Consider the following 18,332-nt stretch of genomic DNA (forward strand, 5'->3'; position numbering starts at 1 on the left):
TTAATTATTATCATATAGAAATATTACAAATAAGTATAATTTTTGTATTTTTATGAATCTATATACCTTATTCTTAATAATATACTACCTATGTCACAATACACTACAACTATGGAGTTAAAGATTACTCCCACACTCATGATTGCTTCTTCAAATCTACTTATGGCAGAACTGATCAAAACAATAAATAACGAAATCCCTTTTGAGGTAATTTGCATTATAACAGAAGGCACTGAATTATTTGAGAAAATTTTTGAAGTTCATCCAGATTATTTACTAATAGATTCTGAATTAGAAAACTGTAATGGGTTAGGATTTTTTAAGAAATTGGAAAGAATTAAAATTAACGCTAAAGTAATTGTTTATTCATTTTCCAAAAATCCTGCTTACATCAAATGCTTCCTTTCTTCCAAGGCTAATGCCTATATTCAGAATGGATGTAGTTTATCTGAATTTAAAGGATGTTTGAAAAATATTTCTGAAGGCAAGAGGGTTATTTTTTCTAATATTAATCAACATGAAGAAATACTACATAGGTATGCAACACAAGCTTTACCTCACTTTAATTTCAACTTATTAACTGAACGAGAAAAAGTTATTTGGAAACTTCTTGCTCAAGAAATGACAGAAAGAGAAATAGCAGATAAACTTATTATTAGCATAAATACTGTAAAAACACATAAAAATAATATTTCTGAAAAAATAGGAATTAAAAATAAAAGAAGATTAACAAGAGTTGTGAATTCAATGTTGACGTATAATGAATAGCGTTATACTACTTTGATATTAGAAAATACTTCAAAAAATCATACTTTTGAAGTATTTTTTTTAATAAAATAACTAAATACTTTTGTAAAGGATTTTTAATTAGAGAATGAAATACAATTTGAAACATCAAAGTATTTTAAGTCTTTATTAGATATTTTGCTAACACCATTCAAAATTTACTACTGCCTAATAATAATATGAAACAATTCTACATTGGTTTTTTATGCCTTACAATTCTACTTATTTTTGGTTTTCAAGCAAAATCAAGGTATTTATCTAGTATAGGTTCAATTGATGGAGCTAGAGATAAAGTAGAAATAGATAATAAGTCAAAGGGGAAGAGTAATAAAAATAAAAAAAGAGAGCTCTCTTTTAAAAACGAAGATAAAAGAGGTTATCCAAATACATTCCTTACTTCATTACCCCTAAAAACAATTACACCTAAACCACTAAATACTCAATTAGGTCATCTAGTAGGACCAGATCCTTTTATGTTTACAATAGTTTCTTCTAAAGAAAGCGTAGCGATAGGAGAGGAGTTTGAACTCACTGTACAGGTAAGTTGGGTTGATTTTGGAATTAACAATGGAGTACGTTTTTTACCTGAATGGTATAAGTACACACTTAAAGTATTAATGCCTAATGGATTTGTACAAACAGGAGGCAATTATGAAGATTACTGTACAGCACCTGTAAATTCAGAAAACCAAACAGCCAATTTTACAATTAAAGGCTATTTTGAATTTGAATCCCAAGACGCTACGTTTAAAATATTGAGAGGTTTTGAAGGAGCTAATGAGAAAAGAGAGTTTATTTGGAAGGGCGAGAAGAGTATAAAAATAGAAAAAAATATTAATGCTTCTTCTAGTCGTTTGTCTTCTGAATGTAACAATTATGGGATTGATGAAAATTATAATTCCTCAAACACTAATTATTGGCTTTTCCCAGAAGGAACAATAAGTCCTGAGTTAACATCAATAAGTGTTGATGATTACTATTACACAATAAAATATAAAATAGTTAATAATACATGTGATTATAAACTTGTTACTGATCCTATTAACAGGACACTTCCACTTGTATACATTAATAAAGGCATAGGATGGAAACCTAAGGATAGTTTGTTGAAGGACTATTTTGGAACAGCAATAACAGATTCAGTTGGTCCAGGTACATCATCACATGAATATACGATGAAAGTACCAATAGCTTTTTTATGTAATCTTAATTCAGTAATACTTGGTTTAGTTTTTAAACCATTAAAAAAGAACCCTATATCTGGTGTATTTCAAAATAGTTCTTTCCCAAGCGGTATAGAATGTGGACTTGGTGGAAAAAGAATAAATTTGCCTGCAGCCAAATTTAAAATACAGGTTACTGCTACTCAAAAAACTTTATCTAATCCTGCTTCTCTTTCAGCGTCAGGCTGTGAAGAAGGTTCTGTGCAATGGTATAATAGTGCAAATACGTCTTTGGTTGTTGGCACAGGTTCTACTATAAATATTACCCCCTCTTCTTCAACAAAGTATAAGGCTAAGTGTATAGTTAATGGTTGTGAAAGCGATTGGTCGAATGAAGTAGAGATATGTAACGTACCTATTCCAATTCTTTCTGGAGAAAAAACAATAACATCGGGTACTACAACTACTATTCAAGCAGATGGTTGTCAAAATGGTGTCATTATGTGGGATAATGCTATTATTAGTACTGAGAAAATAATAAGTGTATCTCCAACAATTACTACAATATACAAAGCTCGCTGTTTGATGGGTAGTTGTAATAGTGATTGGTCTGAAGGAGTAAAAATAACTGTAGAATCGCCCTGCAATACTCCAGCTCCAATTGTTTCTGGAACAGCAACTATTGACAAAGGAAAAGGGACTAATTTAATAGCAAGTGGATGTACAGATGGTGTAATAAACTGGTATAATAGTGAAAATATGAATACTAGCCTTAGTTCAGGATTAACGTATACCGTATACCCACTTGCAACCACAAATTATAAAGCAAGTTGTTCTAAAAATGGGTGTGTAAATTGGTCAGAAAATATTACGATAACAGTTCGTCAATCTTGTGATGTAACCAAGCCCGTAATCGTTACTACTAGCCTTACGGTATCAGAAGCAAACCCAACTGTAACACTTACTGCTACAAATTGTGCTTATACGGTTATATGGTATAATAATGGAGTAGAACAAAAAACAGGCTTTACATATGATATAGGAGCGGGGTCATATTATGCAAAATGTGTTAATAACTGTGAAAATGGCATTAGAGCAGAAGCTAATTCTGACAATATAATAATTACTAATAGTCAATTGCCTTGTTCTACTTCAAATTATTGGCCAACTATTACCAATAATTCTACAGGACAGGTAAGTAATAAGACTTTTTGTACAAATGGTACAGTGAGTTTAACTGTAAGTGGATGCTATGACAATTCTAAAGCAAAATGGTATAATACAAATGGTGATTTTTTAGCGAATGGAAGTACATATAGTCATACAATTAATTCAAACCAGACGTTTGCTGTATCTTGTGAAAATCAGTGTAACACTTCCGAAAGACTAGGTTGGGAAACAATTAATTTCACGGTTATTCCTTACGATCAATGTTTTGAAATAAACCCACAGATAGTGAATAATACACCTGGAAATGTAACAACATTTTGTGGGAATGGGCAATTTTCAGTTTCTGCTAGTGGTTGCCCAGACGGCAATAGGGTAAAGTGGTGGGTTGGAAATGGTAGTAGAATACAGGGGTCTGATTATTCAGAAAATATAACTAGTACTACCGAAGCTAGATTTCAGTGTATTAGTCCAGTTACAGGAGATTTGATAGGACCACAACGAGCGATAACATTTACAGTTAATTCATACACTTCTTGCAATTACGCTCCAGCTATTATCAATAATACTCCTGGTAAAAAGACTGTTTTTTGTACAAAAGGTTGGGTTGATTTAGCTGTTACAGGCTGCCCCAATAATAATTTAGCACATTGGTATACTGACGGAACAGAACTCAATACAGGAATAAGTTCCTTTGTTAAAGGGACTATTACACATACAACCAAAGTCTGGATAAAGTGTATTAATCCTAACGATAATACTGAATTCGGATGGAATGAAGTTACCTTTAAAGTTGATAATTCAGGTTGTGACCCTAATAACCCAACTATTATCAATAATACAACCCATGGATATAATAAGTTTTGTCAAAAAGGTTGGGTTAGCCTTGAAGTTGATGGTTGTCCAGATAATAATAAAGCAAAATGGTATAAAAACAATACTCTTGTTAAGCAGTCTGCTATTTATAATGAAGTAATTAATCAATCTGCTACTTATAAAGTTACTTGCGAAAACCCTACTTATGAAAGCTCTTACAGTGAAATAGCATTTGAAGTATTCACTAATGGAGATTGTTACATTCCTTCGGCAGTTAATTTAACTCCGAATGGACAAACTGATTTTTGTGGTTCAGGCACCTTAAAACTAATGATGACAGGTTGTAATACTAATTATCAACCAGCATATCAAGAGTTTTTAGATGGAAAACCAGGCAAAGATATTGATGGGTCATGGGAATCAATTGACGGGATTAATACATATGTCCTCAATTATAACGCCACCGAAAGTGGATATATAAAGATTTTTTGTAGAACAGGTGAAAACCCAAATGATTATATATGGACAAATCAGCAAATCGTTAAATTTAAGGTAAATCCAATACCTATTATTTCAGCTACTAACACACCTGCTTGTGTAGGAACACAGTTTTTACTACGAACTGATGTTCCTAACATTCCAATAAATAATGGTACAACAAAATTTGAATGGACCAACACTAATAATACTGTGATTGGTAGTCAACAAAATATTGCTGTATTAGCAACTAACTCATTACCAACAACATATAATGTGAAATTTACTAATAATAAAGGCTGTTCAACAACAGCAAGCACTGTTGTAACAAACTATGCATTACCAGTAGTTTCTGTGACTAATAGTTCTATTATTCAGTGTGCAGGAACATTACTTAATCTTAGTGCAAGTGCTAATGTTGGAAGTGGGAAAGCTACAATTCAAGTAAAACTGGCTGAAAATCTTACCTCTATTGATAGAAGTGTTCAGTTAAACATTACTGGTTCTATGAATCCAACCCCAGCTTCCATAACTATTACACAAAAAGGGAAAACAAATGCTACTTGTATTAAATGTCAAAATAATGTATTAACAGATGGTCAAATAATAGGTTACAGTAGTATAAATCAACCAAATCAGAAAGCAATTATTAAGATTGAAAATGGATGTGCTAAAGCTTGGTGGTATGAATTAAATGAAATGGTGCATCCCGATTGGATACCTTTATTAAAAAACAAGACACTCCCCGATTCAATATTAAATACCTGTATCAATTTTAGTGGTTTTAATAATTGTACTAATGATAAAGCTTGTGACCAAGGTAGTACCTCTGGTATTAGCAATTTTACTTCAGCAGGGGGCATTACTACCTTTGAAATAACACTTCCATCTGTTAATGGTACTTGGACAATAACCAGACCATCAGACATGGATAAAAATTGGATTTCTTTTGTTAATACCTCAGAAAGCTCGACAACACTAATGGGAGGGGGAGTACTTAATTATAATTGGACAAAGGGAACGACTTTTAAATCTAGTATTCAAAACCCCAATATTGCTAATATTCAATCAAGTGATGCAGGAACTTATAAGGTTGAAGTAACGGATGTTAGGAACTGTATTGGTTCAGCAACTATAGATGTCGTAGTGAATCCTCTTCCTGATGCTACTGTTTCTGCTGCAACGGCTACTACATTTTGTCAAGGGGGTAGTGTGGTATTAAGTGCCATTGCAGGAATGGTAAATTATCAGTGGAAAAAAGACGGTGTTAATATTGCTGGAGCAAATAGTCAATCATATACAGCCACTAATTCAGGAAGTTATACTGTACAAGTTACTAACAATAATAATTGTTCTAATACTAGCACTGTAACTAATGGGAAAACTGTTGTTGTAAATCAAACACCCACTCTTGTTATTACAGGTTCATCAAAAGTATGTGCTGGACAAACAATTACTTTAGTTGCAACGGGCGCTAATTCGTATTCATGGACCGGCCCTAATGACTTTATCTCAACAAGTGTAACACCTAGTATTCCAATGGCGACGGTTGCCGCTACTGGTACTTATACTGTAGTTGGGACAAGTATTGCTAATTGTACGAAATCGAGTACTTTTTCTGTCACTGTAATTGGAACACCTGTAATCTCAGTAACCAGTAATAGCCCAATAGAAGGATTGACGACAGGGGACACACTAAATATTTCTTATACTTCTAACCCAGTGATAACTCCTATTTCACATAAATGGACATTTAACACAGATTCTGTTGCATTAGGAACAAACACAACGTTGAAGGTAGCCAACGTTTTAGAAGCTCATGGAGGAACTTATACAATAGTAGTAGAGCATGATGCCCAAAAGAAATGTAAAGCTTATGGTTCGCTTTTAGTAAAAATCAAACCTTTTGTTTGTAAAATCACAGCAGTTGCAGAACCAACGTGTTATATAGAAACTAACAAACGTTGGGCAAAATTAAAAGTAACCGTCAAAGACAGAACAAAAAGCTGGAAAGGAGCAATAACAGTACAGAGAATAAAAGACATTGATGGAAACATTTTGGCATCTTCAGAACCTGTTTTAATAAATTATCAATGGCAAGGAGTCGCTACTACAACAGAAGAACTTCCGTTAAAAGATAAAATACTTGATGGTATTTATGCTATTACATTAAACGAAAAGAGAAGTGATACAGAGATAGGTTCTACTGTAACTTGTAACCCTGAAGTAATTTACGTAACGGTTGGATGTCAACGAAAATGTCAGAAAGATTTACAACCATGTATTACAGGAGATTGCTGTGGAATTCCTACTGCAATTAATTTGAATAATGAAATAAAATTAGAGCAACTGATTGTAGGTGATACCATTAAAGCCAATGATTTTAAAATAATTATCTCGAAAGTAAATCAAGTAAGTGCTGGTAGTTATTCTTGGAATATTGAAGGTATTTCTAAAGTGCCTGTCTTTGATAATGTATTTTTAGGACTAAAGTCTGATGTTCCTGTGGTCTTTAACGAATGTAAAGAATTGGTGAGTGGTACAATCACTACGCTTTATAATCCTGTAAATTGGGATAAACCTATCCAAGCGAAAGCGATTGCCAAAGCTATCTATGAATCAGCTAAAGAGGTGATAGATGACATTGCCAATGCTATCGGAATAAAGGTAGATATGGCTCAGGAAGATCTTGCTAATATAGCTCAACAATTAAGAGAACAGGCGAGTAAAGATTTACCTAGTGAATTAGAAAAAAAGGCCATTGAGGCTGCCAGAAAACTAGAAGAGGCCAGAGATGACTATGCAAAAGCCAAAGCCGCAGGTAACTCCACAGCAATGGCAGAAGCTTCTGCTAAATTTGATGAAGCCAGAGCCGAGATAGTTGCCCTAAAAGCTGATACTGACAAATATTTAACGCTTTATCAGAGAATAGTACAATTAACTTTAGAGAAGATGTGGACACAATATCAATCTGTTCCTGATCCTGTGGCCACTACAATTATTGAAAATGAGGAAGCACAAGCTACTGAAGACACACAACCTCTTGCACAAATAACTTTTTTAACTGAAACTCAAAAAGCGAATATTGCTAATAGTTTTAAAACAGATGCAGAACTTAATCTTAAATTAACATTTAAATATTTTATTAAGATACACAAAGAAAACCCAGCTGCAATTAAAGATTTAGAGCAAAAAATAAAAGTATATGAAAAAACGATAGATAACAGCACTAATCTAAATCCAAGTTTTACTATTGCTGATCCTGTATTAAAGCTGAGCGATTATATCTATCAAGCTATGTGTAAAACTTGCACGACTTCTCCAGATGCAAACGAACAAGCAATGATAAAAACGACAGAAAGAGCATTGACAAAACGTATCAAAGAAATTTTTAAAACACTAGTTTACACCCAGAATTGATGAAAACTTATTCTAAAACCTTTATATCTACTTTTGCTTTTTTAGTATATTTATTGAGTTTTTCATTAGCATATTCTAATAAATCTCATCAAAAAGCAGTAGTCAATATTGATAGTGTTGGCAACTCAACACATCAAGAAATCATAGATGAATTTGTACGTGTAGCGAACAATGAGTTGACTCAAATAATTGCCAAGAATGCAATTAATGATTTGAATGGAGAATCACAAAAAAATAATTATATCTTTGGTTTTGAGCCTAATAAAGTGTTGATAAATAACAAATATTTAACTCAATACAATCAATTATTAGCTGACTCAACCTCTTTAAACAATCATCTTGTAACCCTCAATACAGCACTTAAAACACAAGGAAAACCACTGATTTATATTGGTATTGATGCTTTACTTGGCGATATTTTATCTAAAATTAAAGTTTCAGGTATTCAAACTACAGCCAAATTAGAACAAATAACGATTCAAAAACAAGATTTTGCCAGTTTTGAAACTATCAATAATATTTATAAAAGTATTTATGATAAAGTAGGAAATAACCTGCCTGATTTAGATAGCAATCACCCAAATGGGATGATAATTATTGGTTATGGAGTCTTTAAAAAATATACTATTAATGGCGAAGTTGACCCCGATAAACTTAGTACAGATGACATTAAAAAAGTATCAAGTGTACAAGAATGGCAGTTCTGTAATTATAGAGAAAAATAAGTACGCTTGGAGTTGGTTCTAATGCTTTTAGAGCCTTAGTTTTTCAAGATTTCTCTCAATTCCCCAAAAGTACTAAACCAGATGATGTACAAGAGCATCTACAAAACTTTGCAACGCAAGTTTATAACTCACTCACTGGCGATAAAGTGTTTATTCCCAAAGGGCGTTTGCATAAAGATTTTTATGCCCCTGACGGTGAGTATCGCTTAAAGTTTGATACGGATGTAACTGAAGAACAGGTTTTAAAAGTGAATGCACTCATTGAAGAAATGATGGATGACCCACTTTACGCAAATTATATCAAACCAGCCATTACAGCTAAAACCCAAGGGGAAAATAAGATTAAGCAGGCAGATTTGATTAGTATGGAAAAGGCTCTTAAAGATTTAAAAGAAGCTTGTCAAAATACTTATAGTTCAGTAACACCAATATTTATAAAGCAAATAATAGATTTTTTTAGGGCTTGTAGTAATGAAGATCCAAATTGTCAAGCAACGAAAGGTAGTTTTATTCCTCAATGTTTTTGGAATAATGGCTATGCTCCTTATGAAGTTGCATTTGCTTCTGGAATCATAGATGGTGCCATTGACTTTGTCTGGGCGGCAACAAAACTTGCTGGAGCAAGTGTTTATACACTTTACAAATTAAATGAAATTGCGTCATGCTGGGTAGAACCTACCTACTGGCTTGGAGTAGAATCATTACAAAACAAGAATTGTAAGGAGGTAAGGGAACAAACAAAACCTTATTTTAACCTTACTTGGGATATAATTAAGTTAGCAACTCCTCCATATCCTGGCAATCTTTCACCTGAATTATTAGGTGTCTTTGGAGCTATTTCAACTGGGACGGGTAAGGCTTGGGGTATTATGAAAAGTGATGCATCAACTTGGTGGAATGAAATTACAGAAACCGATAAATGTGGTGCATATAGACAAGGAAGACTTGTATTTGATGTTGCAAGTTGCTTTATAGGTATAGGTGAAATATCAGCAGCTTTAAAAGTAGGGTCTAAACTAGCTGTAACAGGTGGTGGCTTAGTTAAGTATATGACTTCTTTTGCTGCCGCTAGTGGAAAACTAATGGCAAAGACAGTTATTACCAATGCTGGTAAAACAGCTCAATTTGCCTTAAAAAAGCTACAAAACACTGCTGTAACTACTGGGCTTGTATTGCAACTTGCTGGATTCAATGTAGTTGAATTAGGGGGTAAAAAAGCACTAAATCAAATCCCTAATTTGTTAACAGAAGTTAACTTTATACAAACTAAATTAGTTGCAAGAGGACCTTCAGCTATTCCTTATAATACTATTGAAACAGCAGTAGCTACAGCTGAGAATGCAGGAGGGAAAGTTGTTACTGAGTTGAAAGATATTACTTTGGATATTACTGAAAATGGAATAGACAATATTGTTAAATCTTTTCCAAAGGGAGATTTGAAGATTTTACAAATCGATAATCTTGCTTCAAAAGGAGAACATTTTATTATTAAACAAAATAACCAAATTGTAGCAACTATTAAAAAAGAAATTGGGATTAGTGCCGTCACTTTAGTAGGATTAATAGTCGAATATATAAAAAAACCGAACGATACCTCTACTGAACCTGATGAATGTAAAATATGTACAGCAAGAGTACCAAAGCCTTCTACTAGTTTATGCACAAAACTTCAAAAGCTTGCTAGCTTAGCATTTACACCAACAACAGGTAATACAGCCGTTAATAAATTATGTGCGAATATTGTCAATGCTACTGTTTTGGAAGCTGTTGTAGATAAACTTTTAGCTTTACCTACATCTGATGCCTCTGCAACTTACTTTTTAGAGGATATAGCGAACACTACCTGTGGAATTGAACATATTTGTAATGATGCTAACGTCGCTCAAATTTCTACGAGTCTTATTGATGCTTGGAAAATGGAATTTGATGCAATTCAAACTCCAGATAGTAAATTGTTGGGCGATTGGGAAACATTGACTACAATTAAAATGATTCGGAATGAGGAACGAACAATTTTTAATACTTTTATTGAAGTTGTAAATAGCAATGATGGAGCAACAGGTTTTAAAGGCACATCTGACGAAAATTTGAGCACCTTTTTGCAACGATATAAAATAGTAGATTGCAAAATATGCAACAACTCTAGCAATTACGGAATTCCTACACTTCTAAATGTTTGGATGAATGCAAAATATATAAATAACTTATATGCAAATGGAGTAACAAGTGCAAAAAAAATAGTAAATACAAATACATTTCTTTATCCTACAATAATTGGTAATGTTTGGTCTTTTAGTGCAAAATCAGGAGCAAATCACATGATTACTGATATGAGAAATAATTCTTTTTCTTCATCTCAAATAGAGGATTTAGATAATAGTTTCATTTATGTCCCTCAAGGGGAGCCAATCAAAAAGTATGATTTAAGAAAAAAAGATAATCAAGGATATATTGAATATAAAAGTTATTCTGAAAACTATGTTCTTGAAGATGCTAAAGCAATAGGAAATGGAAATTGGAAAGATTTTGATCAATTTATATCTTATCTTCGTCAAACAGGAGTAGTTGATTTAACGGGAAATACACTTGAATATGTATTTGATAAGAAAAAGATACCCAATGAAAAAGATATTAAAGAGGCATTTCAAAAATTACTCTGCTCCAATTGCAATGATGTAAATGCATCTACTAAAATACTTTCTCAACAAGGCGCAAAGGTATTCGAGACTATTTGGGGGAATGTAGGTACAAATGGCACAAATGGTTTAAGACAAGGAATTTTTAATAATAGAAATAGAACGACTTCAGAAACATATTTTATAGAAGTACTTGTTCCCGATATTAATAGTACATTGTATGGTTTTATTAAATCAAGATAATATGACATATATATTAAAGGATTTGAAATATGAAGTGTTTCAGTACAAGTTTAAAAATGAACTTCTAATAATTGGCAATAAAACAGGACTTATTGTTGATGATGAAATAATTGAAATAAATATTAGAGATGATTTTTTTACTGTAAAGGATAACATATTTTTTAATCAAGGGAAAAACTGTATAGTTTTCAATATTTCAAATAAGGATAAGGTCATTCTTAAAAATAAAAACGTTATAAGTCAAGTTGAAACATTAGTACTTTTAGTAGATACTACTCATAATAACCAATTGTATCATTTCGATATATCAAAAAATGAAATATTTTTAATCATTGAAAATTATGATTGGGAGTTATGTTTTGTTAATTATAAAATATTATTTCTATATCATGAAAGCCATCTCAAGTCTATCAATCTCAACTCAGGGACTTACATGTGGGAAACAGATTTAAGTGAATATTGTAAAATATTAAGTGTAAGTAATCAGCCTGCACAAGGTATGATAAGACAAGTATTGGGTGTTTGGCAGGATAAACTTTGGGTATATACCGATGCTCGTATATTGTTAGGCTTATCACTTGAAACAGGGGAGGTACTTCATGACATAAGCATACAAGAAACTCACCACACTTTAACGTATGCAGGCTTTACCTCTGCTCATTTTGAAGAAAAAGTTGGTATGGTCTCATTTATGTCATATCGTTATTATATGGAATTTGATTTAGCTACCTTAAGTGTTCTTAGACTGAAAAGCTTTGACACAGGCAATCCTAATACCGATTGGAACTTTGGAATGACTAATACTTTTACAGAAGATTATGTATATTTTACAGCGAATATAGGTCTAGCAAGTTATGAACCATATATATTAGGAGTACTCAATCGTAAAACATTAGAAGTAGAGTGGTCTATCAATATCATGACTATGGGGGATAAACAAATTGCTGGAGGTCTCAATCAAGCTCCTCAGTCAGATGGTAATAATATCTATATATTAGATAGTTTAGGGACACTACACATTTTTGAAAAAACAAAAGATAATTAACATACACAAATATGAAAATAGTTCTACACAAGAGGAGTTGTTTGTTAATCCTTTATTTGGTACAAAGCTTTTGGGCTTTTGCCGATAAAGGATACAAACACTCCAATGAAGAAAAACCTAATAAAACAAATATCGTTGCTAATACTAGCAAAAGTCATGAAATTGATGAAGGGGAACGATTAAATCATTTAAACTACAATAACAAAAAAATATTACGTAATGCTCAACTGAGTAGTGCATTAGACAAAGCTGTTGCCCAAATGGGTAATGTAATGAGTTTGATGGATTATTCCGAGTTCCCAGCAGAGCGAGCTAATGTATTTGTAGATTCTACCACTACTAATGACCGTGTGGAAGCTCAAGCGCTTTTTGATGAGATTGCAAAAACAAATAGTTATATCAAATCAATCAACAACGGAGCCATATTATCGCTACCACAAGGTATCCGTTGGGGTAATGTAGATGAAAGTGGGAACTCTGCTGGAGGCAACTCTATTACTGTTGGTATAGCCAGTGCCACTTTCAAGCCAGAATACACGGTCTTGAAAATGTATGTTAAAATAGAGATTGAGACACCAAATTCAAAAGAAGGAACTAAAAAGATTTTATTTTTTGGGTCCGATAATATTAAAATTAGCCAAGATGGGGGCTTTATCGGTGATACTCGATTAGTCCTTCTAGGAGATTATAAAATACCCTTTGGTAAATTTGATTTTATCATGCGTGGCGGTTTGAATAAGTCTACAGGTCAGTTTGCCGATTGTACCTATATTTCAGTTGACTGTGAAGGATTTAGAGAGTTAAAAGTAACGGGTAGTTTACAATTCCCGACAAATGTGCTAGTAAAAATAGACCCTTTAACTGGCGTAATAGAAACAGGCAAGAATGTAATTGGCGAAATAAGTGCTTCTCTTTATGATATTAATGATTTACGGTTTGAGGTAAGTCTCCCTGCTTTTGCTTTAGCAAGTGCACCAACATGGGGCTTTGTGGTGCAAGGAGCCGTTTTTGATTTCAGTACAAGAACTAATTCGCCAGAAACAGTATTCCCAGAAAAATATGCGAGTGATTATTTCCCACCAGAGTCCGATGGTTCTCTAGCCATTAATACTTGGCGAGGAATATTTGTTAAAAATTTAGAAGTATTATTACCTAGAGAATTTAGGCGAAAAATTTCAGCTACCCAAACCGTAACCAATCGAGAAAGGGTTATTGCACAAAATTTATTAATTGATGAAAGAGGGGTAAGTGGTAGTTTTAGCAAAATCCCCATAATTCCACTAAGTGAAGGAGATGCCTCTGGTTGGAATTTTTCGGTAGATAAGCTGTCTGTAGTTTTTGAAACCAACAAGTTGGTTGGTGGTTCATTTGATGGAATTATTCAATTACCTATTGCAAATGATACTACTACGCAATTACAATATAATGGAGAAATAACACCAGTAGGTGATATGTCGCTTACGGTTACACTAAAGACAGGTATTAGTTTTAATGCTTTTAAAGGTTATATAAAACTTACAGATGGTACGTCAATAAGATTAGAATCTCGTAATGGTAAGTTTATACCTACTGCCAACATTAATGGTGAGATGGGCATTTATGCCAAAAAGGTGTCTACAGGAGATAAACCAGTTAATGAAACAGAACAGAAAGCTGCCGTTGTACAAATCCCAAGTATTAAAGTTCAAGGATTGGTATTGACTGGAGACCCAGCCTTACCTTGGATTAGCCTAGGTTATGCTGGCTACGAAAAGGAAATAAAATTATCTGGCTTCCCTGCAAGTATCACTAGCTTGGCAATAAGTACTAGCTCAACAACTTGCAATTTACGCCTAGGTGTTAGAGTAGCTTTAATGAAAGATAATTTAGCAGCTACTACTTCTTTAAAATTTAACGGAGTAATAACTTCAGATAAAAAAATTATATCGGGAATTCCTGCTATTAGCATTGAAGGAATAAAACTTGAAAAGGTAGATATTGGTCCATTTATTTTAGATGGAATGGCGTACATCAAAGAAGATAGAGCAGAGCAAGGTTGGGGTGGTTCTTTAGCCTTTTATGTAACTAAGCCATCTGAAATCAAAGTAGCCTCTGCAGTAGCAAGTTTTGGGTATAAACAGGATGAAGATTACCGTTATTGGTATGTAGGAGCAAGTTTTGGTAGTAGTAATCAATGGACAGACGCCAACAGACCAAAAGTAGGTGTTCTTGGTCTTCAACACTTGATGTTTTCGCTTTTTAGCAACTGCACACCCAACAAGACAATTACAAACGAAAATGATGGAGCTAATGTAACACCTAAAAAAGGTACAATTGGTTTTATAGGGTTAGTAAAAATGGGAACAGCTTCAATGGATGCAGAAGCTGGGTTGGAATTAGCACTAAATGAAAATTGGGGACTTAATAGATTTGGGTTAATTGGAGCGGCTTCATTTTCTAAGCCTGCTGGCGCTGCAGATGTTAATAAAATGTCCACAAAATTTACTGATTGGACTAAAAAAGCTAAATTAATTAATTCAAAATCTCCAGGTAATGGTTGGAGAGAAATAGCATATACAGATTTTAATCAACCTGATGCCCAAAAGGAAAATTTTAAAATTCGCCTATTGTTAAATGGGGACTTTGAAAAGGGGATTTATCATGGGGAGTGTGACTTTTACGTAAATATAGGAACTACTCTAAAAGGGAACCAACCATATGGATTAGCAGGAAAAATTACTGCACACGTAGAAACACAAGCTAACAACCCTAAATTTCCTGGTCAGAAAATGTGGTATTTCCACATGGGTAATCCTGATAATAGAATTACTGTAGGTGCTAATCTACTGGGGAATACCTTTAAAACAGGTTTCTATGTCATGACTGGCTTTGGTCTGCCAGCAGCACCAGCATTGCCAGCATTTTATCAAAAAGCGCTTGGATATAAAGCTAGTAGTTATAAAAAGCCAGATTATGGAAATCTTTCAGAAGGAACTTTTGGAACAGCCTTTGGTGCTGAGTTGTCGTATAGGCAGAGACGAGAATATGGAATAGGGATTGTTTATGCATATTATAATTTAAAATTTGGCCTTGGATTTGATTTTATTACTAGAGATTGTGGCGCTGGTAGTTGTGCTGCTACTTATCCTGGTAGTACATCAAGCTGGTTAAGTTCTGCTCAAGCTTATGCTTATTTAGAAGGGAGCGTTGGGGTAGGAGTTGATTTATGGTTATTTAGTGCAGAGGTTGAACTTATTAATGCTGGTGTAGGAGCTCTCATCAATGCTAATTTCCCTAAGCCTATGGGGGGATGTGCAAACTTGATAGTTTGGTATAAAATCTGGAAATATAGAGGAAGCTTTGATGTAGAATATAAATTTGGAGATAGATGCAATAGCTGTAGTGGACAAGTAATAGGATGCCCTAGAGATAATTATAGATAAAAAGTTTTACACACACATATTAAGATGAAATTAAGATTATTTTTAAGTATAATTTTCTTTTTGAGTTGCTACATCATAAAAGCTCAAAGAAAGGATTCTATTCAAATTACTATTAGTGCTAAAACCGATAGAATGTTATTACGATGGCAACCCAATAATGAGTTTGTTTGGGAAAAAGGAATTAGTTTAACTGATGGGGGCTACTATGTAGAAAGAAAGACTGTAGAAAGAAATGGTGTTTCGGTTAATGAAAACTTTATTAGATTGAATAGTGGACAACCCATTAAACCAATATTAGAAGCTGATTTTAAAAATTGGTTAGAGCCAACAAAATATATAGTAAATGATCCAACGTCAAGGAATTTTGGTAAATATACTACGGATAGTGTTTATCTTTTGATAGCAGCTCAAGCAATGTATAAAACAACTAGAAGTACGCCACTTTCGTCAACATTAGAAGCGGATACTAATCGTAATGAAAAAAGAGCAAGGTATGATTTTGCTATGCTTGGTGCTGCATTCAGTTATTCAGCAGCTAAAATGAGTGGACTGGGTTACGTTGATACACAAGTATTACCCAATGAAAAATATCAGTATCGTATAATACTTGTTAACTCAATACCAGCAGATAATATACAAAGTGAAATCAGTAAAGTTGTAACAACAACTAATACAAATCAACTGCCAAATATCCCTAAGCCAAGGTTTAAATTTACACCAAATCAGGCTGAGTTAGATTGGCGAATAGATACATTATCTTTAAAAGACAATTATATTGGGTATCATATTGAAAGAGCGGTAGGTATAGAACCATTTAAAAAAATAAATAAACAAATACTCGTAAAAGCATATCGTGGAACAGAAGATTCTGTAAGAATATCTGGCATAGCAGAAGTACTTGCCTATCGTGATAATCCCATTTTAAACAAAAAGACATATTATTACAGAATCGTAGGAAAAACATTATTTGACGAATTGGCATATTCAGCACCGATATCAGGAGTTGCACTCCCTGATTATGTGCCAACGGTTAAGTTTGCTGACATGATAGATGCAACCAACCTAAGAATTAACTGGGAATTTAAAGCACCAATAGATTCTGCTCAAACTACTGCCGATACGAATGATATAGTACCTATCAAGAAATATATTATTGAAAGAGGCAGTAATGACTCAACATTCGTTGTTGTAAAAGATAATATTTCTGCAAATGATACCACAGCAATAATTACCTTCTCAAATGGAGGGACTATTAATGCTAGTGATGCTCATTATTTAAGGGTAATTGCTGTACCTAATTTATTAGGAGCAAAAAATTTTGTTTCAAGTGCTATTCTTGTTCAACCAATTGATTCAATTGCTCCATACCCTCCTAAAATAACGGATGCTAAATCTAAAATCTTGACTAATGTATCAGATGGTGAAATTACATTAACGTATCAATCAGATGCTAGAGATAATGATGTCGTAGGATTTCATATTTTCCGATCCGATAGAGCAGGGAATGAGACCGTACAGATTAGTAACAAGTTAATAAGTACAACGACATTTAAAGATACAATTAATACAACGCTATTAAATGAAACAATCCTTTATAGGGCTTTAGCTGTTGATAAAAGGGGGAATAGATCAAAATTATCAGATTCTATCGTAGTACAACGTCCAGATGTTATTCCTCCATCTGCACCTGTTATCAAAAGTGCAAGTACTATTCAGTCAGGAGTTCAATTAAAATGGATAAGAGGAAAAGATAGAGACTCGACGCTTAATCATGCTGTTTATAAAAAACAAATTCCAAACGATGCTGAATGGATTGTGGTAGCTGAAAATCTTACTAAAAAGACCGATACAGTATATACTGATAAAAATGTATTAGCAGGTAAAAGATACGTATATATGGTAGTCGCCACCGATAAAAGTGGAAATAAATCTGTAAGTATTCCTAGGATTGTTGATGTCCCTAATTCATTGGCGTACATGACAGAAATTACATCAATTAAAGCATTAGCCAATAGGTCTAAAAAAGCGATAGATATTAATTGGGAAGTAAAAGGTGAAAATATTAGCCAATTTCAAATCTATCGCTCTGTTTATCCAAATGCCTTGACTTCTTGGAATATTCTTAGTGGAGATGAATTGGCAACGATTGATAGAAGTGTTGATAAATTAACTAAATATAGATATGCTATTCGAGGAGTTTTGTCTGATGGCTCTGTTACCAAATGGATTACTACAGATGTAGAATACCCTGATGATTGTGAAAAAACATTTAAAATAGTAAGAAGGCTTGAACTTACAGGCAATACTCTTGATGAAGCTTGTGAAGAAATAGAATTGAAACCTGGTTTTGATACAAAAAATACAACAAGTAATCAAAAAAATGAATATAAGACAAAATTGAGTGGACAAAATTAATTTTAATAAATCCCTAA

7 protein-coding genes are annotated in these 18,332 nt (G+C 33.3%); all 7 read left to right on the forward strand.

Annotated elements, in window-relative coordinates; all coding sequences use genetic code 11:
* Positions 1–111 precede the first annotated feature (111 nt).
* The 7 genes from AC07N0_RS22210 (at position 112) to AC07N0_RS22240 (ending at position 18,315) form a co-directional block, all read left to right on the forward strand.
* Positions 112–768, forward strand: coding sequence for a LuxR C-terminal-related transcriptional regulator (locus AC07N0_RS22210; protein ID WP_494591045.1), 657 nt, complete (start codon positions 112–114; stop codon positions 766–768).
* A gap of 197 nt (positions 769–965) precedes the next feature.
* On the forward strand, positions 966–7,829 hold the full coding sequence (locus AC07N0_RS22215; protein WP_494591046.1) for a hypothetical protein: 6,864 nt from the start codon (positions 966–968) through the stop codon (positions 7,827–7,829).
* Entirely contained in the window at positions 7,829–8,554 is a 726-nt protein-coding gene (locus AC07N0_RS22220; protein ID WP_494591047.1) for a hypothetical protein, read from the forward strand. Before AC07N0_RS22215 ends, AC07N0_RS22220 begins: the two co-directional genes overlap by 1 nt.
* A 146-nt stretch (positions 8,555–8,700) precedes the next feature.
* Entirely contained in the window at positions 8,701–11,433 is a 2,733-nt protein-coding gene (locus AC07N0_RS22225; RefSeq protein ID WP_494591048.1) for a hypothetical protein, read from the forward strand.
* A 1-nt stretch (position 11,434) separates the two neighbouring features.
* Positions 11,435–12,478, forward strand: coding sequence for a hypothetical protein (locus AC07N0_RS22230; protein ID WP_494591049.1), 1,044 nt, complete (start codon positions 11,435–11,437; stop codon positions 12,476–12,478).
* Between the two features lie 11 nt (positions 12,479–12,489).
* Entirely contained in the window at positions 12,490–15,900 is a 3,411-nt protein-coding gene (locus tag AC07N0_RS22235; RefSeq protein ID WP_494591051.1) for a hypothetical protein, read from the forward strand.
* Positions 15,901–15,924: 24 nt separating this feature from the next.
* Positions 15,925–18,315 carry a fibronectin type III domain-containing protein gene (locus AC07N0_RS22240; RefSeq protein ID WP_494591052.1) on the forward strand — a complete coding sequence of 797 codons (2,391 nt, stop codon included), beginning with the start codon at positions 15,925–15,927 and terminating at the stop codon, positions 18,313–18,315.
* The last annotated feature ends 17 nt before the right edge of the window (positions 18,316–18,332 follow it).

The organism is Arcicella sp. GW821-FHT09D11 (genome assembly GCF_059416265.1).

What these genes read in the sequence shown, in the direction of transcription:
- AC07N0_RS22210 (WP_494591045.1), top strand. Translation starts at nt 112, where the DNA reads ATGGAGTTAAAGATTACTCCCACACTCATGATTGCTTCTTCAAATCTA.
- AC07N0_RS22215 (WP_494591046.1), top strand. Translation starts at nt 966, where the DNA reads ATGAAACAATTCTACATTGGTTTTTTATGCCTTACAATTCTACTTATT.
- AC07N0_RS22220 (WP_494591047.1), top strand. Translation starts at nt 7,829, where the DNA reads ATGAAAACTTATTCTAAAACCTTTATATCTACTTTTGCTTTTTTAGTA.
- AC07N0_RS22230 (WP_494591049.1), top strand. Translation starts at nt 11,435, where the DNA reads ATGACATATATATTAAAGGATTTGAAATATGAAGTGTTTCAGTACAAG.
- AC07N0_RS22235 (WP_494591051.1), top strand. Translation starts at nt 12,490, where the DNA reads ATGAAAATAGTTCTACACAAGAGGAGTTGTTTGTTAATCCTTTATTTG.
- AC07N0_RS22240 (WP_494591052.1), top strand. Translation starts at nt 15,925, where the DNA reads ATGAAATTAAGATTATTTTTAAGTATAATTTTCTTTTTGAGTTGCTAC.